A 24,886-nucleotide genomic window follows, 5' to 3' on the forward strand; every position below is an offset into this window, starting at 1 on the left:
CAAGAAGCCTAGCCGTCATCCATGACGGCTTACACAAAAATACTGGCGCTCAAACAAGCAAAATTTAGGCAGATGATCGCTGAAATCACCGCGATAACCAAATCTGCTCCCTCCCTTTATCAAATACATTGTGGTTAAACACCTGAATTATCAGTCAAGGGAGGGTTGTTGTATGCTGGTGGTTAAGACTTATAAACCCGATGATTTCTATCTTCTTCATATACCTTTAAAAACAATTCAAAATAATCTTGTAGCTGGGCAATTTCTGCTTCAGAACTCATATTCAACTCAGATAACAATCCAATTCCTACTTCACAGGTGCATAGGTTTCCGGCGGCTTGGTTGCGGCGTAGGGCGTAATGCGAGGCTTGCTTTGGTTGCAGAGTGATTTTAGGCAATTCCTTTAACCAAGGGCTTTTGTTGAGCATCTTGTTTGCTTCTTGCCAAGTACCATCCAAAATTATCAATAAAGGTGAAGTATTAGGATGCGGCGATTGGGTGCGCAGGGTTGAAGCCTCGATCGCTTCTTCGCTAGGAAAGACAACATAAGTCGGTTGCTGTTTGATTTGCTCAAGTAATGCGGCTGGTGGATTAACGCGATCCCAAATATGGCATTGGCAATGGGGTAAGCATTGTAGCAACTTGCCGGTGTTGGTGGTGCGGGTGAGTTCATTAGGGTGGGTTAATAACGCCAGATTGAGAGGTGACGATAATATCGGTTGTTGATCGCATACGCATTGATAGCGTAAACCGCAGTGAGGGCAAGCCGATGGTGGGGTCGAGAGTGTGTTGGCTGAGGGAGACATAGATGTGCTCGTTAAAAAATGCGCAGAGGGCATGATACCACTGTGCGCATTTTATGTTGTGATTCGCCTTAATGTTGCAGTAAGAAATAAACCTTACATCTTCACACCTTTGATGGCAGGAGTTTGATCGGCAAACAATACCACCGAGCTCAGTGATGCTCCGTTATCGGTACTGAAATCAGGGGCCATGCTGGCGTTATTTGGGTAACTTACCCCTGTGTACTCTAGGGTTTTTTGCGCCGCTTTTGCACCGCCACCACTGACTGGAACCACTAAATCGCGCCAACCGTTATGTTGATAATTGGCGACTGTGATTGGATCACGTACGCAGGTAATGCGACTATTGAAGCGCCATTCATTATTTTGGTTTTCAAAAATCAGCATGGTACAACCGCCGCTGCCACACCAATTCATCATGGCGAGCAGTTCGTCGTTTCCATCACCATTTAAATCATACTTGAGCCAGATATAACGGTTACCGCTTGGATCGGTACGGTTAATGGCAAAGTAGTTGCGCATGGCTTTATCAACCTTGGCATCAAACTGAGTGCTGGCATTAATCGCGGCGGGCGTTAATGTGGGAAGAGCGCCTTGGGTCTTGCTATTCTCGCCCTCGACCATAGTGACGGCGGATTGCATTCGATCAAGGCTTAGTCCATTGATGCCAATTGGGTAGATTTGATTATTAATTTGCTCGCTATCGGCGTGCAGTTGAAAGCCTCTAATGGTGAATAATCGTTGTGATACCACCGCTTCACCTTGATGCTGAGTCATCACTACATGCAGTTGTTGTCCGTTCGCTTGTTGCCAATAACCGGTTTCAATTAAGCTTGGATCGCCATTTTTGTAAATATAACGAGTAGTGGCGGTGTGATCGGGCTGTAATTCTAATTGAGTGGTTAAGCCGCTAGCATCGGGTTGGCTTTGATAAGTGGCGACATATTGTTGAGCGTTATCTTGGTTGGCGAGGGTGGCACAACCATGCAAGGTTTTATCCTTGGTATTAAATTCAGCATTCCAAGCGTATAAGGCACCGCTCATGGTGTCCTGGCAAGTTTGTTTATTGAGTGTCAGATCATTTTTTTCAAATTGATAGCGGCGTTGCGTCGGGCTGATGTTGCTATCATTGACGTTGCTGGTGGTTTTTTTATTGTTGATACTCGTTTGGGTTACTTGGCCTTTGGCGATCGCGAGGCTCCAGTTGGGCTCGTTGCCAAATGCTCGTAGCGCTGTATTGGTGGTTTGGCATTTATTACCAGTCTCAGGGGCAATTTGATTAAGATCGGAAACTAGAAAACGTGCCACATAAGCAGAAGAGTTGCCTTTGGTTGGGGTTGGTTGCAACTCACCAAATAACTCAGCATAAAAAGGCCCATTGCCGTCAGCGCGCATTTGGTTTAATTGGGCGAGCATTGGAGCGGGTAACTCTAACCAATATTGAATGCTACTGTTGCAAGGTTGAATTTGGTAACCGTTATCTTTAAAACTGATTTCACCAGATAGCATATAAGGAAGAACATCGACGGTTTTTACCACAGATAGTTCAGTTGTTTGAGGTTTTAACTCTTGTGGTTCAGTTGGAGCTTGGCTAGAACAAGCGGCTAACAGTGAGACGACCACGAAAGTGAGCGGAATGGTAAAAGCCTTCATGTTACTTTCCTTTAATGTAGATGCCGTTATATTGGGTATATAGACTGAAAACAATGAGTAAGGTTCATTATGGCATATTGGTTATTTAAAACAGAACCCGACACCTTTTCGATTGATAGCTTGCAGCAGAAAAATGTCTCGTGTTGGGAGGGGGTGCGCAATTATCAAGCAAGAAATATGTTGCGTGATCAAGTGAGCGTGGGCGATGAAGTCCTAATTTACCACTCGTCTTGTAAGCAGATTGGCGTGGCGGGGGTAGCGAAGGTGACGCGAGCTGCTTACCCTGACCATTTTCAATTTGATGCCAACAGTGATTATTTTGATGTTAAGTCTGATCCCAGTAATCCACGCTGGGTAATGGTGGATATTGAATTTGTGAGTAAGTTGTCGCGCATCATCCGTTTAGCCGAGATGAAAGCCATGCCTGAATTGGCGGAAATGCCGTTGGTTAAACGCGGTAATCGTTTATCGATCATGCCTGTTTCTGCGTTGGAGTGGCAGGCGATTTTAAATCAGGAATAAAAAAAATCGCTGCATCCTGTTATATTTCAGGAGCAGCGATGTTAAGTTTGAATCTGCTATTGACCGATTTACAACAAATTATCTTCTAAGTAATGCGCCACCGCTTCATCGACGCTGCTGCCAATCACTTCATTGTCTGGTAATGCAATCTTTACTTTCTGGTGCGCAGTACCCATCACGAGGCCTTTATGGGCAGCCAGTAGCATTTCCGCATCATTCATGCCATCGCCAAACGCAATGCAGTTCTCTAACTCTTTACCTAAGGCTTGCGCCACCGCTTGCAGGGCGTGACCTTTAGACACATTCAACGCCATCATTTCTAAACACCAAGGGGTCGAGAAAGCAATGCTCAAACGATCGCCATATTGTGCTTTAAGATCGGCTTCATACTTGGCCAGATGGTCATGATCGGGATGGGTGAAGAACAGCTTCGCAATGTCCTCCGTTGGCGCATTATCTTGATCGAATAAGGCGTAATTAAAACCAGATTCTTCATGATATTTACTGAGCTTTAAATCTTCTTTATTGGTCAGCCAGTCGTTACTGCGATAAATATGAATGCTATTGGTTGGATCTTGTTTGATGATATCGACGATGGGTTGGATCAAATCGCCATCAATATTTTTGCTATAGAACAATTGATTGTCGGGTGTATGCACTCGCGCACCATTTGAGGTGATCATATAAGCCGGAATGCCAGCACTGGCTCGAAAAGTTGCCACGTCAACATGATGACGACCGGTCGCAAAGATAAAAGTAAAACCTTGTTGATGCAGTTTTTTTAACGTCTGTTTGGTGAAATCACCTAAGGTGTGATCAGGAAGTAACAGGGTGCCATCTAAATCAGAAGCAACTATATGATAAGGGTGAGTAACGTGCGAAGAATGGGACATATGACCTCTTAATAGGCTTTTATATGATTAAAAAGGAATGCGTTGGTTGTAAGCAGTGTACGCCAATTAAACGAGGAAAAAGAGGGTAAAGCTGACTTTCCTCTTTTCCGGTAACTGTTATTTAAAAAATGTTAGCCTTTTAAAAAGGTTAACGTTTCATTTAGCGCTTGGTTACGCAGGCTATCAATTTCAAAAAACACTTCGTGCTTTGAACCTTTCATTTCAACTAATGTGGCGAGATTTTCATGGTGTTTATTGATTTTATTGACAAATTTATTTTGTGCAGTGTTGTCGACCACAATGTCTTCACTGGCTTGCAGTAATAATAGCGGCACATTGATTTTATCTGCTTGTTGGTGGCACAAACGAGTGGTGTTGAGTGATTGATTGACCCAATGACGACTGGGACCACCAAGTTGAATATCTGGTTGTTGTTCATAAAGATCGCGAAACCACTGGTAACGGATCGGACTATGAGTCAGATCGTTAGCCGAAAATGGGCTGACATGGTAACCCTTTTTCCCTGGTAAATAGCCTATCGGATTGCGTGATGCCATCCACTTTGACAATGGAACAGCCAGAGAGCGCAAGTACCAAGGCATGTGGATGCCAACCATTGGAGCGCTTAATACCACCCGCTTGAAACCATGATTAGGATGGGTTTGTAGGTAACGGGTACTGATCGCACCGCCCATTGAGTGGGCGATGAGAAACTTCTCTTGATAGTTTTCATCGAGATCAAAGTGGCGCAAAATATGATGTAAATCTTTGATGTAATGATCAAATTTTTCAACATGACCTAAGTGACGGTCTGGCGAACTGCGATCGGATAATCCTTGGCCGCGATGATCATAAGAATAAATATCATAACCTTGCTGAGAAAGGTCATAGAAGAGTTCTTGGTATTTACACACACTTTCAATCCGGCCATTCACCACCACGATTGCTTTGGTGTTTTCAGGGTGAGTGAGTGATACCCAATACAGTTTTTTTCCTTCCTGCCCTTCAATATAACCTTCTTTTTTGGTGTTCCAAAAAGGCGTGAGCGTGCTGATAGAAAATGCTAATAAATTTTCTTCCTGGCTAAATGAAGGCGCTTGTCCACTTGGGAGTTCCATGATAATTCCGAATTAAACTCATATCGATGATTAAGCCTAAACTATGCCATTAATTAGGTGTGAGTCGTAGCTTTTTTTAAGGCTTGGCTAGGGGCAGTTGATCTTTCGTGATTAAATTTTGTTCGAGATAAAAGCCTTTTAATCGAGGCAAGTCGATTGAAGCCTAGTTATTCTAAGTAAATGAGACTTAACGAAGAGTAAAAGGCTTTTAGCCGAAGCCTTCGGGCTGCGTTTGTTGGTCTTTTCTACTTCGTCATCGGCTTTTCGTGTAGCCAGCTACACCACAAAGCCTCTTCCTTGTATAAAAACCCAACAATTAGCAGCAAAAACAACCACGAAAGATCAACAGCCCCTAGCATGATGTTGATTTTAATTCCATGAATGTTCAATCACGATTAATTGTTTTGGCAAAGTGCTGAAATTTGTCGCCGCAGTAGGTTAAAACCCCTTTATCGCCAGGGCTTAATGCGTGGAAGTAGTGGATGCCGACTTTGAATTCACGCTTAGGCCCCATTGGCTGCTTTTGCACATAAATCCAATATTCTTGATTTTCTTCACCCGGCTGAGTGTTTGGGATTTCAACGATTTGAGTATCGAGCACCACGACATTGACTTTTTGTTCTTTGGCATCGAATCCAAGTATGTGCTTTTTATTAAACGAGGAGTAGCTGATAAAAGCCAACACAATAATGAGCAATAAACACAATAATAGAGTAAGAGGCATCGAACAGTATCCTGATAAAAATTAATGCGTTAGTGTATCTATTTGTGAAGGGGAATGGTGACTCTCTGTTCTGAATTCGTGATCTATGTTGTTATTAACCACAGTATTAGGGGGAAATAGTTACTTTGTTGGGTTCCCTTGCAGTAAGCTAAACCTATCAGTTAAGGAATAAGGATGGTACCGTGTCCGATATCGAAAAAATAACCTCTCGCAGGCAGCGTTTAGAGCAACTACTTAGAGATCAGTACTATGCCGAGGGCCAAGGTTTAGATGATTTAATTAACAGTTGCGAGCAGCGCTTGCCTCAAGCTGTTGTTAAAAAAATGCGGCTGATTGCGGAGATTGCTCAAAAACTCTCAGATGATGTCGATTACAAAGTACCAGATTGGGCGGAACTTGATCGGATGTGTCGCGAGTGTGAAAAAGAACTCACCCCAAGAAGTGGTCGTTTTGTTTGGGGGGTGGCGATTGTCTTGATGTTGGCGATGACATTGGGCGCAGTATTGTTTTACCACTTAAATTGGGATTCTATCTCTTCTCATCTGCCTTAAGCTATGTGCTGAAAAGCGGATTTACTGATCGCCAGATAAACAAAAGGACGCTATTAGGCGTCCTTTTTGTTTTGTCTGCTTGATTAAGAAATCATTGGTAATGTCATTAAACCAACCATTACTGCAATCATTACTAATCCCTGTCTTTGTGAAGTTGTCATTTTATTTTTTCCTTTTGATTGGTTACCTTTAGAGCAACTATAGCAAGATTAAGTGGTTTGATCTAGATCTATTTGTTTTTCGCTCAAAAATATAAGTTTAATGTCATAGTTTTGTGTTTTTACTTCTATGCTGTGGCATATGATTACAGCGTGGAATGATATGTTTCATTTATGATGTGATATTTTATTTATTTAAGTTGTTGTTTTTAAGGTGTTTAAGTCTTTTTTTTCTATTGATTTATTTTTTCATTCATTCAAGTGTCTTAATCTGGAGGCTAGTAGTTCTCGGGGTGGTTTTTATAGTGTTTTTCTGGTTTTACTTTTTTTACTGTGGTTTTTATCTTCATATTTTGTCTATTTTTCAGCTTCACGATCGATTCTTAGTAATTAATTGACGGTTATAATTTTGATTTTTGTATAATTAAACCTAATAAAAACAATTGTTTATTAATTAATTTATTGAATAATGGGTATGTTTTATTGGTTTTGATTGTTGGTTTTTTATAAGTTATGATTTTAGCGGTTTGTTTACCTTGCCGGCTAGAACGTGGCTAGGATGCTAGGTTTGCCTTTATATTGGCTGAAGTGGGGTAGAAATGGCTTTTCATCTTTACCTTATGTAAGTGTCTCATTACACTTAGTACACGATTCTAAAGTCAGGGGCTGGCATGATCTATTGGCTAACAATGAGTGTATTGACCGTCTTAATGTGTATTACCATTAAGAATGAGTCAAATAACGCCTTGAGAATACTGAAACCTGCCTCTTTGATGGTGTTAATGTCATCGGTATTATTAACTCATCCACCTTATTCATTAGCTTATTTGGCACTATTATGTGGTTTAAGTGTCTCTCTATTTGCGCTGTTAAAAGAAGCCTTTGGTAAACAGTCTAAAAGAGGGGAGTTTATCTGCTTCGCGCTGATTTCTAGTTGTTATAGCGTGATTTTTTGGATCCAAGTTGAAGCGGTGAGTTGGGGGATGCCAGTGATACTGATGGCGTTCTCGATAGTACTGTTCTTTTTATTGTTGCCTTTATTTGAAGGGTTTGTGGTGCCTGCTGCTGCAATCGGTATTATTGTGTGGCAATTATCATGGGCGGCGGGTGAAGTGTGGAAAGCGCATCATTTATTAGCGGATCTAACCGGATTTATTGGTAGCTTGATTTTAGCTTTATCCGCTTTAATCTGGGTGGTGCATCACTTTAAGGCTTCGTTTCGATATTCTAACTATGTTTTTTTAGTCTCATATTTCGTCGCTCAAACCTTAATCACAAGTTCGATTATTTTTTAATGTGCGTATTTTTACCCTCATCCACTCCATGTGCTTGGATTGGATATAACCCCTATTAAATCTATTGATTGGATTTGATGTTTTAGGAAATATTATGGAAATCTTCTCGGCAGCGGTGATGCTGTTTTTAATTATGGATCCACTGGGTAATTTGCCGGTGGTGCTGTCGATCTTAAAACATTTAGATCCTAAGCGTCGTCGTAAGGTTCTGATCCGTGAATTGCTGCTGGCATTGGGTGTGTTGTTGCTGTTCTTGTTTGCGGGTAAATCCATTTTGGGCTTTTTGCATGTACAACAAGAAACCTTAAGTATTTCTGGCGGTTTGATATTATTTATTATCGCGATCCGAATGATTTTCCCTCAGCCTGGTGGTGTAGTCGGACTTGCTGCTGGTGAAGAACCCTTCTTTGTGCCGCTAGCGGTGCCTATGATTGCGGGGCCGTCAGTAATTGCTTCTTTGTTGCTGTTGTCGAGTCAACACCCGGATAAGATGGTGGATTGGTCTTTGGCGGTATTGCTTGCTTGGTTAGCAACGTCGGCAATTTTAATGTTTTATGGCTTCTTCAATCGCATATTAGGCGAAAGAGGCTTAAACGCAATTGAGCGCTTGATGGGCTTGTTGTTGGTGATGGTCTCGACGCAAATGTTCTTAGATGGTTTGAAGCAGTTTTTAGCTTAATATCAATCGTAATCACTATCTGATCATCTAATTCGTTTGATTGCTATCAGCCAATGGCAGAGCGATATTTTAACATATTGAGATGATAAAAAACCGCATCTATTCTTCTTGCTTGTTATAGCGAACAGGAAAGGGGATGCGGTTTTTTTATGCCTATTTAAAATATTTATTTTTAATGTCGATTAAGGCAAACGTACCGAAGATAAAGATCGATATTTTTTCCCAGCGAGTCATTTGTACATCTGGGCCTAATGCATTGCCAGAAAATAACAGGCTTTGTAAACCGTGCATAAAAATGGTGAAGATGGCCATCACATTTAAAGCAATGTGGGTGATACCAGGGAAAGGTTGGATAAAGTTAGTAATAAATACTCCCCAAACCACCAACATAAATAGCTTAGCAAAAATAGTGAATATCGCTTTCATGGCTTACTCTGCTTGACGTTGATAAAGGCGGTAGCACACTTGCCCCGCGGTTTTTTCTCGGTGTAATTGCCAATCTTGCGGTAAGGCTGGCAAGGTTAGCTCTTTTTCGGTTTCGATATAAATCAGCGCTTCAGGGGCTAGCCAATGATTAGTGGTTAATAATGCGATGGTCTTTTCTAATAAATCTTGTCGAAAAGGCGGATCAATAAACACCACATCATAAGGTGTACCTGATTGTTGCAAAAATAACAGTGAGTCTTGTTGTAATACTTCAATATTGTTGGCGTTTAAGTTACTCACATTTTGACTTAATTGCTGCTTGGCTGATTTATTCAACTCTAGCATCGTGACATGTTCGGCTTGACGTGATGCCGCTTCAAAACCTAATCCGCCCGAACCGGCAAAGAGATCCAAACAACGGGATTGGGGAATATCAGACGCTAACCAGTTAAACAGCGTTTCTTTGACTCGATCGGTGGTTGGACGTAAACCTTCAGCATCGTACACTGGTAGCTTTCGGCCTCGCCATAAGCCACTGATTATCCGTACGAAACCACCTGTTGATTTTTTATTCGCCGGTTTTTGGGTGTTGCGTCTGACCATTATTGAACTCACTACAGATAAACCCGTCTTATTTGAAGAAGTAACTTCAATAACTTTGGGGTTGAATTTTTTTGCTTAAAGATTAAGTGCTAGTATATAGCAAAATTAACATCAGCTGTTGTATCAAGTAAAACGGCTATCGCTTTAAGTAATATGGGTAAAGATAATCAGACATTAGTTTGGTATTATCTCCGTCACAACATTATTAATATCATCACTTTTATTCAAGTGAGCGCTAGGATTCCCCAATGACAGGTAAAAAGAAACGCGGTTTACTTTCATGGTTAGGTTTTGACGATGAAGAAGCTCAAAAAAATGCAGCCGTTGAAGCAGAACAATCACAAGAGGCCAGTTCGGACCAAACTGAGTCGCAAGAATTAGACTCGGAAAATAGCGATCCCGCCAGTGAAGCCCTACAAATAAGCGATGTTGATTCTGAGGGTGAAGCAAACACCGACCAACCTGAGTTATCCGATAGTGAAGCTAATATTGCCGTTGAAGAACAACAAGAGTCAGACGTTCATGCCGCGCAAGCACTTGAAGTCAACCGAGTCCAAGAGCAAACCAAGCCGACGGAAAGTTTCTTTGCTCGTCTAAAGCGCAGCCTGCAACGCACCAAACAAAATATTGGTGCCGGTTTCTTTGGTCTGTTTAAAGGCAAACAGATCGATGAAGACTTATTTGAAGAATTAGAAGAACAATTACTCATTGCTGACGTTGGCATGAACACCACCAGCAAAATTATTGATAGCCTAACCGAAAAAGCGTCACGCCAAGATCTGAAAGATGGCGAAGCGTTATATGGCATCTTAAAGCAAGAAATGGCCGATATCTTAGCCGAAGTTCAACAACCACTCGAAATCGACAGCAGCAAAACACCGTATGTCATTTTAATGGTTGGCGTGAATGGCGTAGGTAAAACCACCACCATTGGTAAATTAGCCAAGCAATTCCAATCACAAGGTAAGTCGGTCATGTTGGCGGCAGGCGATACGTTCCGCGCCGCAGCAGTGGAGCAGTTGCAAGTATGGGGGCAGCGTAATGATGTGCCGGTTATTGCTCAACATACTGGCGCCGACAGTGCTTCGGTTATTTATGATGCGATTGAAGCGGCGCGTGCGCGTGGTGTGGATGTGGTGATCGCCGATACTGCCGGTCGCTTACAAAATAAGAGTAACTTAATGGAAGAGTTACGTAAAATTGTTCGCGTAATGAAGAAGATTGATGATTCAGCCCCACATGAAGTGATGTTAACTTTAGATGCGGCGACTGGTCAAAATGCCATTAGCCAAGCCAAATTATTCAGCGATGTGGCGCCGGTAACGGGTATCAATTTAACCAAATTGGATGGGACCGCCAAAGGTGGGGTTATTTTTGCTTTAGCCGATCAATTTAAAATTCCAATTCGTTATATTGGTGTCGGTGAAGGTATTGACGATTTACGTCCGTTCGATGCGCATGATTTTATTGAAGCATTATTTAGCCGCGAAGAGTAATACCTAGAACGGGTTTTAAATGAAGTTGCAGAATTGCCGCAACTTTATTTGTTTTGTCCTAAGCAATTAATAAGTAAAGCGAATCGGTGACAGAGGAAAATCAATGATCCAATTTCAACAAGTGAGCAAAGTGTACCGTGGCGGGCATCAAGCGCTGCAAAAGGTCAACTTTCATCTGCATAAAGGTGAAATGGCTTTTTTAGGTGGCCATTCTGGCGCGGGTAAAAGTACTTTGCTTAAGCTGATATGTGCGATTGAACGTCCAAGTGACGGTAAGATTTTATTTAATGATCACGATATTAGTCGTATCAAAAGTGGCGATATTCCTTTTTTACGTCGCAATATCGGTATTATCTTTCAAGATCATAAATTGCTTATGGATCGTACCGTATTTGATAACGTTGCGTTACCAATGCGGATTGAAGGCGCGCCTGAAAGCGAAATCAAACGTCGCGTTTCTGCCGCATTAGATAAGATCGGCATGCTAGATAAAGCGCCATGTTTACCGCGTCAGCTATCGGGTGGTGAGCAACAACGTGTAGGTATTGCGCGCGCGGTGGTCAATCGCCCTCGTCTATTGCTCGCCGATGAACCGACCGGTAACCTTGATCATGCACTGTCACATCAAGTATTAAATCTGTTAGAAGAATTTAATCGCGCTGGTGTCTCTATTATTTTGGCCACGCATGATCTGGAACTGGTTAATAGCCGCCCACAATATCGTCGTTTAGAATTGAATCAAGGTTTCTTAAGTGAGGTCGAGCGTTATGGCCAGTAAGTCGGTTAAAGCGATGAATAAAGGTAAAATCAATAAAGCCAGACCAAAGTCAGAAGGTTTTTTTAGTACCCATATCAAGCAAGCAAAAGCGTCTTTTCGCAGTTTAATGCAGCGACCAATGGGGACAGTTTTAACTATTACCGTGGTGGCAATGTCACTGGCTTTGCCCGCCATTTTTTATACTGCCGGTAAAAATATTGCCACCTTAGCCGAAGATATGAACAGCGCATCTCAAGTGAGTGTTTATATGAAGGAAGGCACCCCTGAAGCACGCTTGATGGTGTTAAAAGATCAAGTAGAAAGCTGGCCAGATGTGCAATCGGTGCAATATATTTCCTCCCAACAAGGGTTAGAAGACCTCAGCCATTTTGCTGGTTTAGAGCAAGCGATGTCTTTACTGAGTGATGCCGCATTGCCACCAGTATTGGTGATCTTGCCGAAAAATGCTTCTCAGCATACCGACGTGGTGAAGGCGATGGCGCAAAAGCTACAACGTGAAAACGGGGTAACCGATGTTCGACTCGATGAGGATTGGTTCTCTCGTTTAGATGGCATGAAAGATTTGGCTTATATTGTGTCGTATTCTTTTGCGATCTTAATGTTAGTGTCGGTCTTTTTGATTGTAGGCAACACCCTGCGCTTTAATGTCTTAGCTCATAAAGATGAAATTCAAGTCATGAAACTGATTGGTGCTACCGATCGCTTTATTCTCCGACCTTACCTTTATACGGGTTTATGGTTGGGGTTAATTGGCGCCGTTACCGCTTGGGTATTAACCATGGGCGTGACTCTGTTGATCAGCGGTGCGGTGGATAATTTATCGGCATTGTATGATAGCCACTTTAGCTTGATCAGCTTAGGTTGGGATGAAAGTGTCTTGTTATTAATGCTCGGTTCAATATTGGGTTGGGGCGCGGCCAATTTATCGGCGCGTAAACACTTAAAAGAAATCGAACCGGTTTAAGCATGGAACTCTGCTCTTAATGAGTAGTCCAAAGTATTAGAGACTGTGATCCGATAAAATCGGCCGTTGTGAATTCAACGGCCGATTTTGTTGGTTTTTTGGTTGATTTCGGTTACCAAGTTAATGATGAGGTCGCTGACTTTGACAAGATCACTCACATTTTTCGATTTTGGTGCAAATTGACCAGTTTGTTACACTTGCATTCAAGTTATTTGCTATGAATAATAGTCGCCCCCTTGAAGCTGGTTAAATTTCAGTCCAGAATAGGTGGGTTAAATCGAAGCACATCTCTAGTTTTGTATTCATGAGAGAAAACGAGGAATTCAATGTCTAACGCATATCCAATGGCTTTTGTCACCACAGATAGTCTAGATAGTTACATCCGAACAGTTAACAGCTACCCAATGCTGAGCGCTGAAGAAGAGCGTGACCTAGCCGAGCGCTTACATTATCACGATGAAATTGATGCGGCGAAAGGCCTCATTTTGTCACATCTAAGATTCGTTGTTCATGTTGCTCGTGGTTACTCTGGTTATGGTTTACCTTTGGCTGACCTTATCCAAGAAGGTAATATTGGTTTAATGAAGGCGGCTAAACGTTTTAATCCTGAAGTGGGTGTTCGCTTAGTGTCTTTTGCTGTGCATTGGATCAAAGCGGAAATTCACGAATATGTATTGCGTAACTGGCGCATCGTAAAAGTGGCAACCACTAAAGCTCAGCGCAAATTGTTCTTTAACCTGCGTAAGTCGAAAAAACGCTTAGGTTGGTTTAATAATGGCGAAGTTGAAACGGTCGCGAAAGAGCTTGGTGTGTCACCAAAAGAAGTGCGTGAAATGGAATCTCGCTTAGCGGCGCAAGATCCTACCTTTGAAGCACCGTCTGAAGATGACGATGCGGTTTCATCCTACACCGCTCCAGTATTGTATTTAGAAGATAAGCATTCTGATCTTGCCGACAGTGTTGAAGCTGAAAACTGGCAACAACATACGACGGGTCGTTTAGGTCATGCAATGGCAACACTTGATGAGCGTAGTCAGCATATTGTGCGTTCTCGTTGGTTAGAAGATCAAAAATCCACTCTGCAAGAGTTAGCCGAAACGTACAGCGTTTCAGCTGAGCGTATTCGTCAGTTAGAAAAGAATGCGATGAAGAAATTAAAAGCGGCAGTGGGTGAGTTTTAAAACGGTAAACAGACCCAAATAAGCCTTAAAAAGTCAAACAAGCCAAGGTCGGATGATCTTGGCTTTTTTTGTGGATCAAAATGTCGAGATCAAGCAAAAAGCCTTGATCGATAGCGGAAAAGATCAATTTTATATCTGTGGATAAAGGTGTGGGGAACTGATGTGTCAATTAAGATCAACATACACAATATATAGTGTATAGCGGGTTTGATAAATGTGAGTAAATTTATGCTTACCCACATTTTGATCAGGATCCTCACTACATGTTGTGGATCTTTATTTTTAAAACCACGTTATCAACGTAATTCACAGCTTTATCCACACCTGCTCATAAAATAAGCAATAAAACTTATCCCCACTTTTTCGTGGTCTAATTTTGCTGTGGGATACGTTATACTGTCGCCCAGTTTTGCGGTATTAGATGGAAAAATTATGCCAATCAATCGGTTTGGCGTAATAATGCTAATTCGATTCAGTTTCGAACCAATTTTGTAAAAAGGAAGCAATAACAATGGATCAGTTTCTACAAATCAATGTTGAGCAAGCCCAGCAGTTAATGATCAATCAAGCCGCGGTATTATTTGATATTCGCGATCCGCAATCTTTTGCGCTTGCCCACGCAGGTGAGGCGAAACATTTAACCAATGACACTATGGTGGCGTTATTAGAAGAGTTGGAATTTGATCAACCGATTTTAGTGATGTGTTATCACGGCATTAGTAGCCAAGGTGCGGCGCAATATTTAGTGAATCAAGGCTATGAAGAAGTGTATAGTGTTGATGGTGGTTTTGAAGCTTGGCAACGAGCCGAACTGCCACAAGAAAAAATGGCTTAATTTCTCAATCCGTTGAAACAGCAGTAGGTTGTCGCATGATCCGTTTGGTTACTATTAATAATCCCCGCATTGCTCAAGCCTTTATTGATTATATGGCATCGCGTCAAATCACCATTCAAATGTTGCCTGAAGGCAGTGGCCAGTTCGCTTTGTGGTTAAAAGAAGTGGAGCACCAAGTTGAAGTAGAAGCTGAATTAGCGATGTTCCTGAAAAGCCCGAGTGACAGGAAGTATCAAGCGGCATCATGGCAAGTCGCCGATAGCCGTACTCAACAGTTTAACTACGACAACCCAAGCATTATGGCGATGGTTAAAGCAAAAGCGGGCCCACTAACCTTAGCTATTATGGCCATCTGTTGCGCTATTTATGCGCTGCAGTTTTTAGGTTTTGGCCAACCGATCCTGCAAGCTTTACACTTTCCTGCTAGTCCATCTCAAGAGTGGCAAATATGGCGCTGGGTTTCTCATGCCTTTTTGCATTTTTCAGTGGCTCATATTGCGTTTAACCTTTTGTGGTGTTGGCAATTTGGCGGTGATATCGAGAAAAAGCTCGGTAGTGGTAAGTTGCTGCAAATCTTTTTGGTTTCGGCGGCATTGTCTGGTGCGGCGCAATATTGGGTCGGGGGTGCTAATTTCGGTGGTCTTTCTGGGGTTATTTACGCTTTGATGGGCTATTTATGGATAGTCGGCTGGCGTCTACCTGAGAAGGGCGTGTCGGTTCCTCGTCCTTTAGTGATTTTTATGCTGGTGTGGTTAGTACTGGGCTTTATTCAGCCAGTGATGGCAATCGCGAATAGTGCTCACCTAGCGGGTTTGTTATCGGGTTGCGTGCTCGGCGCGATTGAGTCTAAAAAAACAGCTTAAAAGAGGATTTAGTCGGGTGTTTGTTCGACTAATCGTATTTTCTCTTTGAGTGAATTGTTACAATGAACGCCGATCTCGACTTAAATATCCTTGCTGTAGAATTATTATGAAAGCAGATTACGCTGATTACTTTAAAATTATCAATGACATTAGTTGGCAGAGTGCTGACGTATTTGATTTTTCTTCTTGCTTAGAGCCAAGTTGGTTATTAGAACTTGGATCATTATCGCGGCTATTTTCTCAACATTGCCAATCTCTCAGTGCCGATGTGATCCAAAATACGCAGATAGACGCGAGTCAATTAACCGACTTTCAACGCGAAATGCTTGGTAATGAAGCCTGTTTATTACGAGAAGTGATTTTAGCCGCCGATGAACAACCTTGGTTATTAGGCAGTACCTTGATCCCGCTATCCTCTCTTAGCGATGCTCAGTTTGATCTGGCTAAGCAAGGTTCAAAGCCTTTAGGTTTGACCGTATTTCAAGCCGAGCAAGTAAAGCGAAATGGATTACACTTAGCAACCAAAGCAACCGATTTAGGCTTATTAGCGGCGCGGAGTTCGCGATTATGGATGAATGATAAGCCAATGCTAGTGACCGAATTATTTTTACCTGCATCACCTATTTATCGAAAGGATTCACTTAAATGAGCATGATATTGCTGTCAGTGCCGTTGTTTTTAAATGGATGTAATTATTAATGAATATGACCAAAGCTCGCGCCTTTTGGCAGTTAACGCGTATGAATCGCCCAATTGGATCGCTATTGTTAATGTGGCCGACATTATGGGCGCTACTATTAGCGGGCGGTGGTGTGCCGCAGTGGCATGTGGTGTTGGTGTTTGTGTTGGGGGTGTTTTTTATGCGCTCAGCAGGGTGCGTGATCAATGATTACGCCGATCGCAAATACGATGGACATGTTAAGCGCACCAAAGATCGTCCTATCCCATCGGGGTTAGTCAGCCCGAAAGAAGCCCTCGTTTTATTTTTTGTATTGGTGATCGTTTCATTTTTACTGGTGCTAAGCATGAACCGTTTAACCATAGAGTTATCTTTGGTTGGGGTGGTATTAGCCTTTATTTATCCTTTTATGAAACGTTTTACCCATGTACCGCAACTATTTTTAGGTTTGGCATTTAGCTGGGCTATTCCAATGGCGTGGGCAGCAGAAGCTGGACATTTACCGATGGAAGTGTGGTTACTGTTTGTGGTTAACGTGATGTGGACGATTGCTTACGATACTCAATATGCGATGGTCGATCGGGATGATGATTTAAAGATTGGGATTAAATCGACCGCAATTTTATTTGGTCGTTTCGATAAGTTAATCATTGGTTTATTGCAGTTGATGACCTTATTGCTGCTGATGGTGCTGGGTAAGTGGGTGCAGTTAGGTGAGAGCTACTATTGGGGAATTCTTGTTGCCGCTGCATGGTTTGTGTATCAACAGCGTTTAATCCAAGATCGCAGTCGAGAGGGCTGTTTTAAAGCATTCTTAAGTAATAACTATGTAGGAATGGTGATCACAGCAGGCATCTTAGTGAGCTTGTTGTAAATGATTAATCAATTAAAATAATCAGGCTATCCGCGATAAAAACGCCGCACATATTGTCATTAATATGCGCGGCATTTTTTATGCTGTTATTTGAGACACTCATGAAGCCGAACCGATGCTGTCAATATTGAGCATAGAGAAAAGTGTCAAAGACCATGGATGGTCTTTTCTCAAGCGCCCATGGATGGGACAGCGTCTTTTCGTCATGCTCACATTGATAGCAGCTTAGCGTGTATTATTTCTTCTTCTGTAACACACTTTCTTGTAGCGTCAGTTGGACTTCTGGCGACAATAACTCACCGAGCAAATCGACTAAAATTTGAGTTTTGTGTTGCTCATCTGGATTGGTGTTTTCAATGTAACCTTGCTGTTTTAAGGTTTGGAAGAAAGAAATAAACACGCCTTTATCGAAAAATTCTGGGGCATTGATGCCATGTAATCGACCTAAACGCTGGGCGATATCTTGGCTCTGTTGCTCTAGAGTGGTTTTGTCGATATCAGGGATCGCCACCAATTGAGTCAGCGCCACAGCATAACGCTGTAGGGTTTCAACAATGGTACGAGACAGTAGAATGAGTGTTTGCACTTGAGTAGTGTTGGTGGCTAACTCGCCATCGGACTCAATAATTAACTGCTGGCGTATTAATTCATCCACCAACTTATTGACCACATCTTGCAACTCTTGCTTGGTATGATGCAAAAATAACTCTGCTTTTAAGAATGGGTAAATCAAAGCAATCGCATGCTGTAATTGGCTGCGGGTAATGTGCTCTTTTTGAATAATCAAATGAGCAATTAACGACGGCAATGCAAACAGATGAATGATGTTATTACGATAAAAGGTCATCAAAATAGATTGCTGACGATCCAGTGAAATGATGTCGCCTTTGCTGTCTTGTTCAACTTGAAATTTATCTAATTTTTCAGCGTGTTGGACTAATTCGGCCGCAGTAGCATTGGGCACGGTCGAGGTCGCGGTGTACGGCACTTTAGTTAACAGTGAGATATAGCAATCAATTTGCCGCTCTAACTTGTGACGAGACAGGGCGCGTTGGTTTGAAGCCAGCAGCGCGGTGGCACATAATGTCAGGGCATTAGTGGCGGCCGCATCATTAATATGAGTCATCATCTTGTTGGCGAGTTTATTGACCACCGGATTCATCCATTGTGGTTTTTGGTCTAATTCCTGTTGATCGTTCTCCGTTTTACTTGACCAACCCGGCACTTGCTCATTTAAGAATTGATTGAGGTTAATTGGCTCACCGAAGTTGACATAACCTTGGCCAAAATTACGCAGTTTGCGAATGGTTTTGAGTACCATGCCGGCATTTTCTTTTTCTTTGCGCTTGCCAGTGAGTTCTTTGGTGTAAGTGGCCACTTCCATCACATGTTCATAACCAATATACACTGGCACCAAAGTCACTGGGCGGTTTAAGCCGCGCAACATGGTTTGAATGGTCATGGCTAACATGCCGGTTTTGGCTTGCAATAGACGACCGGTGCGTGAGCGGCCCCCTTCACAAAAAAATTCAACCGAATAGCCTTTGGTAAATAACTCAGTTAAATATTCACGGAAAATAGTGGAGTACAGCTTGTTGCCTTTAAAGGTTCGACGTATAAAAAAGGCGCCACCATGACGAAATATTGGGCCAGCAGGGAAGAAGTTTAAATTCACACCCGCGGCAATATGTGGCGGGACCATGCCTTCATTATGCAGTACATAAGACAGTAATAAATAATCCATGTGGCTACGATGGCAAGGGACATAAATGATCTCATGGCCATCTTGTGCCAGCTTGCGCACCACCGACATGTTGTTGATATTTAAGCCTTGATACAACTTGTTCCACAACCAACCTAAGAAACGTGCGCCGACCTTGATCAGAGAATAGGAAAAGTCTGCTGCGATTTCATCTAAAATGTCTTTGGCTTGTTTTTGAGCTTTTTCGTGCGAAATGTTTTTTGATTGAGCTTCATCGGCAATCGCTTTTTGAATTGCCGGTGATTGCAATAAGCGATCAAATAACACCTTGCGTTGTGGCAGGCTTGGGCCTGAAGCGGCGAGTTTTTGGCGCGAGAAGTGAATACGAGCCACGCGCGCGAGTTTGTGAGCAATCACTTCGTCGACACCGTGGTTGTCTGCCATGTAGCGCAGAGAAACTACTGGGCTAAAACGGATCAAACAATCACGCCCAGAAGAGACTAATACGCGGGTTTTTTGGCAGGCGCTCATAGCTTGTAAGTAGGACTTTTCGTGACCTTCTTTATCTGGTTTTCGACCCCACAATATTGAAGTAGGCAGAATTTGAATATCGAGTTCAGCATCATGCTGATGGCGCTCTAATAACTCAGAAAATAATAAAACCGATTTTTTTGGCAGAATAGGCTTGGTGCCCATCGCCGTGCCTTTAGCGGTAAGGAAAACAAAACGGTTATATTCTTTACCATTAATCACTAATGGACTGAGCGGATCAGGAAGACCTAATTTTTTGGCTTGAGTCTGCAAAGAGATAAGGTCAATATTAGAATCAAAAGGCAGCACATACACTATCGGCTTGGTTAAGTCGAGTTGCAGTTCTTCTACCGGCTTGGCGGGAATCGTTTTACCTTTCACCATGACAGAAAGGGGCAGCTTGAGAAATGAACGAGAAATCAAGTGTCCATAAGACATAGCGGTGTGAGCCTCAAATATGTATACCCTGTTTGCATGGATATAAGTCTAGTAAATACGCATTAAAAATAGCCAAAAGAAGGCTACCTATGCTCTAAGTTTGGCTATTCTACCTTTTTCAGTGTCATTTGGCTTGTGTTGATCAAACGTGGCTAAAATTAAGTAGGAGAGAGGCCGACTCTTTGGGTAAATAGATCTCGTGAACTGAGTAATAAAAAATCATTATTTATCTGGAGTTATAAAATATTACTGTATATACTCACAGTCAACTGTATAAAAAGACAGGTGGAGTATGAAACCCTTAACCCCTCGTCAGCAACAAATTTTTGAGCTGATTAAAGATAAAATAGACATCACAGGAATGCCGCCTACTCGCGCCGAGATTGCTCGTGAGCTTGGGTTTCGTTCTGCCAATGCTGCTGAAGAGCATTTAAAAGCTTTGGCGCGTAAAAATGTGATTGAAATTATTCCGGGTGCCTCGCGTGGTATTCGGATTATTCAAACCGAAGCTGAATTACTGGAAGAGCAAGGTCTGCCCTTGATTGGACAGGTGGCAGCAGGTGAACCGATCTTGGCGCAAGAGCATGTCGAGAGTCATTACCAAGTTGATCCGAGCATGTTTAAACCACAAGCAGATTTCTTATTACGCGTGCATGGCATGAGTATGAAAGATATTGGTATTGTGGATGGTGATTTGCTTGCGGTTCATAAAACCCAAGATGTACGCGACGGTCAAGTCGTAGTGGCTCGCGTCGATGATGATGTGACTGTTAAGCGTCTCGAGCGTAAAGGTGCCACGGTTTTGTTGCATGCCGAGAATGAAGAATTCAGCCCAATTGAAGTGGATTTAACCCAGCAACAATTGTCGATTGAAGGCATTGCAGTCGGGATTATTCGCAATAATACTTGGATGTAAACCTTACGATTATTCTCATCAGTTAACTTCTCACATAAGAGTTAACTGATGAATTTGTTCACCTTGATTTTAGTCTCCTAACCGCCTAATTTCCTCGTTATCCCATCTCTTTTTTGGCCGTTTTAGTTGTACTTCACCGCTATTTAATTCGTCCAGTGGCAGCGTCTGCTCATCGCATTTTCTGCGTATTCAATGGATCAATGTTTAAATGGAATTGGTATTACATTCCTTCGCCAATCTCACTTGAATGGCCTCTTGTTCGAACGCTCTAAATTCGGAACCTTAAAATCACTTGGGTATATATGCCGTATTTATTCTTCATCAATAGCGCGATTGGTATAAACTAGCCACTCATAAAAAGAGGGTTTTTCGTGATCAAGCAACTCCAACATATTCTGTCGCAACGCTCCATTCATCAGCAGGTGTTAGTGCTCGCTATTCCTATGGTGCTGTCAAACATTACCGTTCCATTACTTGGTTTAGTCGATGCGGCGGTGATTGGTCATCTTGATCGATCTTGGTATTTAGGTGGCGTCGCATTAGGCAGCACTATGATCAGTGTGACCTTTTGGTTGCTTGGCTTTCTTCGTATGGCGACCACCGGTCTTACCGCGCAAGCTCAAGGTGAGCAAAACCAAGAAAAATTAGCCCAAGTTTGGTTGCAAGGTATGCTGGTCGCTTTGCTATTGGCGGGGGTGTTTTTATTACTCCATTCGCCGATCGCCGATCTGATTTTTTCTTTCAGTCATGCCAGTGAAGAAGTGAAGCATTATGGCATGCAGTATTTTTCTATTCGGGTGTGGAGTGCGCCAGCCGCTTTAGCTAATTTTGTTATTTTAGGTTGGCTGCTCGGAACTCAAAATGCTAAGGCTCCAATGTGGCTGGTGATCACCATTAATGTTGCCAATATTGCACTAGATGTGTTGTTTGTCTTGGTGTTTGATTGGAAGGTGGCGGGCGCGGCTTGGGCATCGGTATTATCTGACTATACCGGTTTGGCGCTGGGGTTATTTTTTGTGTTCCGAACTTGGAAAAAACAACAGCTTCCTTCGCTATGGTCTCTTTTTCCGTCAGCGACTCATAATATGGGACGAATGCTAAAACTTAATAGTGATATCTTTTTGCGTTCGTTATGCCTACAAGCCGTATTCAGTTTTATGACTTTCCAAGGCGCTGCATTAGGCGATGATATTGTTGCTGCTAATGCGGTATTAATGAGTTTCTTGATGATGGTGTCTTATGGCATGGATGGCTTTGCTTATGCAATGGAGGCGATGGTTGGTAAAGCGGTTGGGGCTAAAAATCGCGATCAATTGCTGCATTCATTGATTGGTACTTCATTTTGGGGCTTAGTATGCAGCCTAGGATTAACCTTGGTCTTCTTATGTTTTGGTGAAGATTTAATTCGGCTGATCACTGATATCAGCAGCGTACAACTGCAAGCGGATACTTACTTACCTTGGCTGATCATTATGCCGATTGTGTCTATGTGGTGCTTTCTACTGGATGGCATTTTCGTTGGCGCGACCAAAGGCAAAGAGATGCGCAATAGTATGTTGGTAGCAATGCTGTGTTTCTTTGCACTGTATTTTAGCTGTGCCAGTTGGGGCAACCATGCATTATGGTTCTCGATGGTCACCTTTATGGGAATGCGCGGCATCGGTTTGGCGTTTATTTTTATTAAACAGTGGCGGTCTGAACGATTTGTTGAAGTGAACTAGACATGATATCAATTTGAATACGCCGAAAAGACGCTGTCCCGTCCTTGGTCACTTGAGAAAAGGTCATCCATGACCTTTTACACTTTTCTCGGTATCCATATTGAACGCTCATTAAATTTCTGTGATTGTTATTAAAGCCATTGATATTAGAAAAACAAAGGAGCCTAAATCAGCTCCTTTATTTTTATTGTTGTTTAATCAAAAATTCAGATAATTAAAACAATCGATTCAAACCATTCAGTGCCGCCACACGGAATGCTTCTGCCATGGTTGGGTAGTTAAAGGTGGTATTAACAAAATATTCTATGGTATTGGCTTCGCCTTTTTGCTCCATGATCGCTTGTCCGATGTGGATAATTTCAGCTGCACGTTCGCCAAAACAATGGATGCCTAAAATTGCTTTGGTTTCTCGATGAAATAAAATCTTCAGGCTGCCAACGTCTTTACCCGCAATTTGTGCGCGTGCTAAATGTTTGAAGGAAGCGCGACCGACTTCATACGGAATTTTGGCCGCGGTCAGCTCTTGCTCGGTTTTACCAACAGAACTGATTTCTGGAATGGTGTAAATACCAGTCGGAATATCGTCGATTAGTACGCCATCAGATTTTCCTTTGGCAATAGCTTGTGCCACAAAACGACCTTGGTCATAAGCGGCGCTAGCAAGACTCGGATAACCAATCACATCACCAACAGCATAAACATGATCAACACTGGTTTGATAATCACGGTTAACGCAAAGCTGACCACGAGAGTCTGGGGTTAAGCCGATATTTTGTAGATCGAGCTTATCGGTATTACCAGTTCGGCCATTGGCATATAAGAAACAATCGGCTTTCATCTTCTTACCCGATTGCATATGAATGATCACACCATCTTGAGTGCCTTCGACTTTTTCATAGGTTTCGTCATTGCGGATCACCACACCACTGTTCCAAAAGTGATAAGACAACGCATCGGAGGTTTCATTATCTAAGAATGCCAAGAGACGATCACGAGTATTAATCAGATCGGTTTTTACCCCGAGACCTCGGAAAATAGAAGCGTATTCACAACCGATAACGCCAGCACCATAAATAATAATATGGCGTGGATCGTGTTTAAGGCTTAAGACCGTGTCGCTGTTGTAAATGCGAGGGTGATTAAAATCAATGTCGTCAGGTTGATAGGGGCGAGAGCCTGTGGCTATAACGAACTTGTCTGCGCTGTAGTGTTCTAATGAGCCATCCGATAATGCGACAGAAATTGAATTTGGCCCAGTAAAACGAGCTTTACCAAATAATAAGGTGCATTCGTTGCGGTCATAAAACCCTTGGCGTAGGCGAGTTTGTTTGTCGATAACGCTTTTAGCATGGCTTAAAATATCGGAAAACGAAGCGGTTAAACTGGTGTTGTTTTTGCAGAATAAAGGGTTGCTATTGAATTCAATAATACGGCTAACCGCGTGGCGCAATGCTTTGGAAGGAATGGTTCCCCAGTGGGTACAACCGCCGCCGACGCTATTTTCTTTTTCGATAATTGCGACATTGAGTCCGGCTTTCGCCAAGCCCATTGCTGCGCCTTCACCGCCAGGGCCGCTGCCGATGACGATGGCATCAAAGTGTGTTAAATCCTGCATGATCTACCCTTGTTATTATTCACAACAAAATATTATCACTATATTAACCTATTCATTTTTAGGGTAAATGAATAGTACGAAAGACAGTCGGGGGGATCACAAAGATAACTGGGCGATGATTTGTCAGGGTATCAGATTGTCGGTATATTAGAGCTTGAGTCGCTTTGGGTAGATTAAAAACCTTGGTTTAAGTGATTAAAATTAATAATTAAAATAGATAAGTAGACATCCCTATGGGTATAAGAGCTCAACAAAAAGAGAAAACACGCCGCTCATTGATTGATGCCGCTTTTGGGCAACTGAGCGCCGATCGAGGTTTTTCTAATTTAAGTTTACGTGAAGTCTCACGCGAAGCCGGTATCGCACCAACCTCTTTTTATCGTCATTTTAAAGATATGGATGAATTAGGTCTGGTGATGGTGGATGAAGGCGGTTTGTTATTACGCCAATTAATGCGCCAAGCTCGTCAGCGAGTGGTGGTAGAAGGCAGCTTGATCCGCACATCAGTTCAAACCTTTATGGAATTTATCGAACATAATCCCAATGTATTTCGCCTTTTATTGCGTGAACGGTCAGGAACTTCGGCCGAATTTCGTACTGCTGTGGCGCGTGAAGTGCATCACTTTGGCGCTGAATTAGCTGAGTATTTAGCTAAAACGGGTTTGGAAAGAGAATGCGCTTCTATTCAAGCAGAGGCCTCGGTGACGATTGTATTTACCTCTGGCGCAGAAGCTCTCGATTTGGATGCCGATGATCGTCATCAGCTATCGGAACGAATGATCACTCAATTGAGAATGCTCGCCAAAGGAGCAATGATGACGCGAAAAGTGAATACCGAACAAACTCAGTCAGAGTAATTCCATTTAAT

Annotated in this window: 24 protein-coding genes; 15 read left to right on the top strand and 9 right to left on the bottom strand. The window is 42.5% G+C overall.

Going from position 1 to position 24,886, the window contains the following annotated elements; all coding sequences use genetic code 11:
- Positions 1–182: 182 nt before the first annotated feature.
- Positions 183–806 (bottom strand): tRNA-uridine aminocarboxypropyltransferase, encoded by a 624-nt coding sequence (locus GFB47_RS00115; protein ID WP_153445533.1) that lies wholly within the window; start codon positions 804–806, stop codon positions 183–185.
- Between the two features lie 93 nt (positions 807–899).
- On the bottom strand, positions 900–2,456 hold the full coding sequence (locus GFB47_RS00120) for a COG3650 family protein (protein ID WP_153445535.1): 1,557 nt from the start codon (positions 2,454–2,456) through the stop codon (positions 900–902).
- A gap of 69 nt (positions 2,457–2,525) precedes the next feature.
- Here GFB47_RS00120 and GFB47_RS00125 point away from each other — a divergent pair, with 69 nt between their 5' ends.
- A complete protein-coding gene (locus GFB47_RS00125) occupies positions 2,526–2,978 on the top strand; it encodes an EVE domain-containing protein (RefSeq protein ID WP_153445537.1) in 453 nt (150 codons plus the stop codon).
- Positions 2,979–3,046: 68 nt separating this feature from the next.
- Here the strand turns inward: GFB47_RS00125 and GFB47_RS00130 are convergent, their stop codons facing one another.
- The 3 genes from GFB47_RS00130 to GFB47_RS00140 all read right to left on the bottom strand — a co-directional run bounded on the left by GFB47_RS00130 (position 3,047) and on the right by GFB47_RS00140 (position 5,713).
- On the bottom strand, positions 3,047–3,871 hold the full coding sequence (locus GFB47_RS00130; RefSeq protein WP_153445539.1) for a Cof-type HAD-IIB family hydrolase: 825 nt from the start codon (positions 3,869–3,871) through the stop codon (positions 3,047–3,049).
- 131 nt (positions 3,872–4,002) lie between these two features.
- Positions 4,003–4,989 (bottom strand): alpha/beta fold hydrolase, encoded by a 987-nt coding sequence (locus tag GFB47_RS00135; protein WP_153445541.1) that lies wholly within the window; start codon positions 4,987–4,989, stop codon positions 4,003–4,005.
- A gap of 385 nt (positions 4,990–5,374) precedes the next feature.
- Complete coding sequence (locus GFB47_RS00140) at positions 5,375–5,713, bottom strand: DUF2500 domain-containing protein (protein WP_153445543.1); 339 nt, start codon at positions 5,711–5,713, stop codon at positions 5,375–5,377.
- Between the two features lie 182 nt (positions 5,714–5,895).
- Between GFB47_RS00140 and GFB47_RS00145 the strand changes: the two genes are divergently transcribed.
- The 3 genes from GFB47_RS00145 (at position 5,896) to GFB47_RS00155 (ending at position 8,396) form a co-directional block, all read left to right on the top strand.
- Positions 5,896–6,264 (top strand): DUF4145 domain-containing protein, encoded by a 369-nt coding sequence (locus tag GFB47_RS00145; protein ID WP_153445545.1) that lies wholly within the window; start codon positions 5,896–5,898, stop codon positions 6,262–6,264.
- A gap of 847 nt (positions 6,265–7,111) precedes the next feature.
- Entirely contained in the window at positions 7,112–7,717 is a 606-nt protein-coding gene (locus tag GFB47_RS00150; RefSeq protein WP_178306432.1) for a lysoplasmalogenase family protein, read from the top strand.
- Between the two features lie 94 nt (positions 7,718–7,811).
- Complete coding sequence (locus tag GFB47_RS00155; protein ID WP_153445548.1) at positions 7,812–8,396, top strand: YhgN family NAAT transporter; 585 nt, start codon at positions 7,812–7,814, stop codon at positions 8,394–8,396.
- Between the two features lie 153 nt (positions 8,397–8,549).
- Here the strand turns inward: GFB47_RS00155 and GFB47_RS00160 are convergent, their stop codons facing one another.
- A complete protein-coding gene (locus tag GFB47_RS00160; protein ID WP_153445550.1) occupies positions 8,550–8,822 on the bottom strand; it encodes a DUF1145 domain-containing protein in 273 nt (90 codons plus the stop codon).
- A 3-nt stretch (positions 8,823–8,825) separates the two neighbouring features.
- Positions 8,826–9,425, bottom strand: a complete 600-nt coding sequence (rsmD, locus tag GFB47_RS00165) for a 16S rRNA (guanine(966)-N(2))-methyltransferase RsmD (RefSeq protein WP_153445552.1) — start codon at positions 9,423–9,425, stop codon at positions 8,826–8,828.
- Positions 9,426–9,673: 248 nt separating this feature from the next.
- Here rsmD and ftsY point away from each other — a divergent pair, with 248 nt between their 5' ends.
- The 8 genes from ftsY (at position 9,674) to ubiA (ending at position 17,095) form a co-directional block, all read left to right on the top strand.
- Positions 9,674–10,921 carry a signal recognition particle-docking protein FtsY gene (ftsY, locus tag GFB47_RS00170; RefSeq protein WP_153445554.1) on the top strand — a complete coding sequence of 416 codons (1,248 nt, stop codon included), beginning with the start codon at positions 9,674–9,676 and terminating at the stop codon, positions 10,919–10,921.
- Between the two features lie 103 nt (positions 10,922–11,024).
- Positions 11,025–11,699: a cell division ATP-binding protein FtsE gene (gene ftsE, locus GFB47_RS00175; RefSeq protein ID WP_153445556.1), complete on the top strand. Its 675-nt coding sequence runs from the start codon at positions 11,025–11,027 to the stop codon at positions 11,697–11,699.
- A complete protein-coding gene (gene ftsX, locus GFB47_RS00180) occupies positions 11,689–12,663 on the top strand; it encodes a permease-like cell division protein FtsX (RefSeq protein ID WP_153445557.1) in 975 nt (324 codons plus the stop codon). The genes ftsE and ftsX overlap by 11 nt, the downstream gene beginning before the upstream one ends.
- A gap of 326 nt (positions 12,664–12,989) precedes the next feature.
- Positions 12,990–13,844, top strand: coding sequence for an RNA polymerase sigma factor RpoH (rpoH, locus tag GFB47_RS00185; protein WP_153445559.1), 855 nt, complete (start codon positions 12,990–12,992; stop codon positions 13,842–13,844).
- Between the two features lie 511 nt (positions 13,845–14,355).
- A complete protein-coding gene (gene glpE, locus GFB47_RS00190) occupies positions 14,356–14,679 on the top strand; it encodes a thiosulfate sulfurtransferase GlpE (protein ID WP_153445561.1) in 324 nt (107 codons plus the stop codon).
- Positions 14,680–14,714: 35 nt separating this feature from the next.
- Positions 14,715–15,542, top strand: coding sequence for a rhomboid family intramembrane serine protease GlpG (glpG, locus tag GFB47_RS00195; protein WP_153445563.1), 828 nt, complete (start codon positions 14,715–14,717; stop codon positions 15,540–15,542).
- A gap of 106 nt (positions 15,543–15,648) precedes the next feature.
- A complete protein-coding gene (locus GFB47_RS00200) occupies positions 15,649–16,191 on the top strand; it encodes a chorismate lyase (RefSeq protein WP_153445565.1) in 543 nt (180 codons plus the stop codon).
- A gap of 49 nt (positions 16,192–16,240) precedes the next feature.
- On the top strand, positions 16,241–17,095 hold the full coding sequence (gene ubiA, locus GFB47_RS00205; protein WP_153445567.1) for a 4-hydroxybenzoate octaprenyltransferase: 855 nt from the start codon (positions 16,241–16,243) through the stop codon (positions 17,093–17,095).
- Positions 17,096–17,330: 235 nt separating this feature from the next.
- Here the strand turns inward: ubiA and plsB are convergent, their stop codons facing one another.
- A complete protein-coding gene (plsB, locus tag GFB47_RS00210; RefSeq protein ID WP_153445569.1) occupies positions 17,331–19,766 on the bottom strand; it encodes a glycerol-3-phosphate 1-O-acyltransferase PlsB in 2,436 nt (811 codons plus the stop codon).
- Positions 19,767–20,058: 292 nt separating this feature from the next.
- Here plsB and lexA point away from each other — a divergent pair, with 292 nt between their 5' ends.
- Positions 20,059–20,682 carry a transcriptional repressor LexA gene (lexA, locus tag GFB47_RS00215; RefSeq protein WP_153445571.1) on the top strand — a complete coding sequence of 208 codons (624 nt, stop codon included), beginning with the start codon at positions 20,059–20,061 and terminating at the stop codon, positions 20,680–20,682.
- 371 nt (positions 20,683–21,053) lie between these two features.
- On the top strand, positions 21,054–22,403 hold the full coding sequence (gene dinF / locus GFB47_RS00220) for an MATE family efflux transporter DinF (RefSeq protein WP_153445573.1): 1,350 nt from the start codon (positions 21,054–21,056) through the stop codon (positions 22,401–22,403).
- Between the two features lie 214 nt (positions 22,404–22,617).
- Here the strand turns inward: dinF and sthA are convergent, their stop codons facing one another.
- Positions 22,618–24,018, bottom strand: a complete 1,401-nt coding sequence (gene sthA / locus GFB47_RS00225) for a Si-specific NAD(P)(+) transhydrogenase (RefSeq protein ID WP_153445575.1) — start codon at positions 24,016–24,018, stop codon at positions 22,618–22,620.
- 233 nt (positions 24,019–24,251) lie between these two features.
- Here sthA and fabR point away from each other — a divergent pair, with 233 nt between their 5' ends.
- A complete protein-coding gene (gene fabR / locus GFB47_RS00230) occupies positions 24,252–24,875 on the top strand; it encodes an HTH-type transcriptional repressor FabR (RefSeq protein WP_153445577.1) in 624 nt (207 codons plus the stop codon).
- Positions 24,876–24,886: the final 11 nt, after the last annotated feature.

Origin of the sequence: Vibrio algicola, assembly GCF_009601765.2 — a bacterium.
Classification (GTDB): Bacteria; Pseudomonadota; Gammaproteobacteria; order Enterobacterales; family Vibrionaceae; genus Vibrio; species Vibrio algicola.

Excerpts from the sequence above, each read along its gene's own strand:
- GFB47_RS00115 (WP_153445533.1), bottom strand. The coding sequence starts at position 806 with ATGTCTCCCTCAGCCAACACACTCTCGACCCCACCATCGGCTTGCCCT.
- GFB47_RS00120 (WP_153445535.1), bottom strand. The coding sequence starts at position 2,456 with ATGAAGGCTTTTACCATTCCGCTCACTTTCGTGGTCGTCTCACTGTTA.
- GFB47_RS00125 (WP_153445537.1), top strand. The coding sequence starts at position 2,526 with ATGGCATATTGGTTATTTAAAACAGAACCCGACACCTTTTCGATTGAT.
- GFB47_RS00130 (WP_153445539.1), bottom strand. The coding sequence starts at position 3,871 with ATGTCCCATTCTTCGCACGTTACTCACCCTTATCATATAGTTGCTTCT.
- GFB47_RS00135 (WP_153445541.1), bottom strand. The coding sequence starts at position 4,989 with ATGGAACTCCCAAGTGGACAAGCGCCTTCATTTAGCCAGGAAGAAAAT.
- GFB47_RS00140 (WP_153445543.1), bottom strand. The coding sequence starts at position 5,713 with ATGCCTCTTACTCTATTATTGTGTTTATTGCTCATTATTGTGTTGGCT.
- GFB47_RS00150 (WP_178306432.1), top strand. The coding sequence starts at position 7,112 with ATGAGTGTATTGACCGTCTTAATGTGTATTACCATTAAGAATGAGTCA.
- GFB47_RS00155 (WP_153445548.1), top strand. The coding sequence starts at position 7,812 with ATGGAAATCTTCTCGGCAGCGGTGATGCTGTTTTTAATTATGGATCCA.
- GFB47_RS00160 (WP_153445550.1), bottom strand. The coding sequence starts at position 8,822 with ATGAAAGCGATATTCACTATTTTTGCTAAGCTATTTATGTTGGTGGTT.
- rsmD (WP_153445552.1), bottom strand. The coding sequence starts at position 9,425 with ATGGTCAGACGCAACACCCAAAAACCGGCGAATAAAAAATCAACAGGT.
- ftsY (WP_153445554.1), top strand. The coding sequence starts at position 9,674 with ATGACAGGTAAAAAGAAACGCGGTTTACTTTCATGGTTAGGTTTTGAC.
- ftsE (WP_153445556.1), top strand. The coding sequence starts at position 11,025 with ATGATCCAATTTCAACAAGTGAGCAAAGTGTACCGTGGCGGGCATCAA.
- ftsX (WP_153445557.1), top strand. The coding sequence starts at position 11,689 with ATGGCCAGTAAGTCGGTTAAAGCGATGAATAAAGGTAAAATCAATAAA.
- rpoH (WP_153445559.1), top strand. The coding sequence starts at position 12,990 with ATGTCTAACGCATATCCAATGGCTTTTGTCACCACAGATAGTCTAGAT.
- glpE (WP_153445561.1), top strand. The coding sequence starts at position 14,356 with ATGGATCAGTTTCTACAAATCAATGTTGAGCAAGCCCAGCAGTTAATG.
- glpG (WP_153445563.1), top strand. The coding sequence starts at position 14,715 with ATGATCCGTTTGGTTACTATTAATAATCCCCGCATTGCTCAAGCCTTT.
- GFB47_RS00200 (WP_153445565.1), top strand. The coding sequence starts at position 15,649 with ATGAAAGCAGATTACGCTGATTACTTTAAAATTATCAATGACATTAGT.
- ubiA (WP_153445567.1), top strand. The coding sequence starts at position 16,241 with ATGAATATGACCAAAGCTCGCGCCTTTTGGCAGTTAACGCGTATGAAT.
- plsB (WP_153445569.1), bottom strand. The coding sequence starts at position 19,766 with ATGTCTTATGGACACTTGATTTCTCGTTCATTTCTCAAGCTGCCCCTT.
- lexA (WP_153445571.1), top strand. The coding sequence starts at position 20,059 with ATGAAACCCTTAACCCCTCGTCAGCAACAAATTTTTGAGCTGATTAAA.
- sthA (WP_153445575.1), bottom strand. The coding sequence starts at position 24,018 with ATGCAGGATTTAACACACTTTGATGCCATCGTCATCGGCAGCGGCCCT.
- fabR (WP_153445577.1), top strand. The coding sequence starts at position 24,252 with ATGGGTATAAGAGCTCAACAAAAAGAGAAAACACGCCGCTCATTGATT.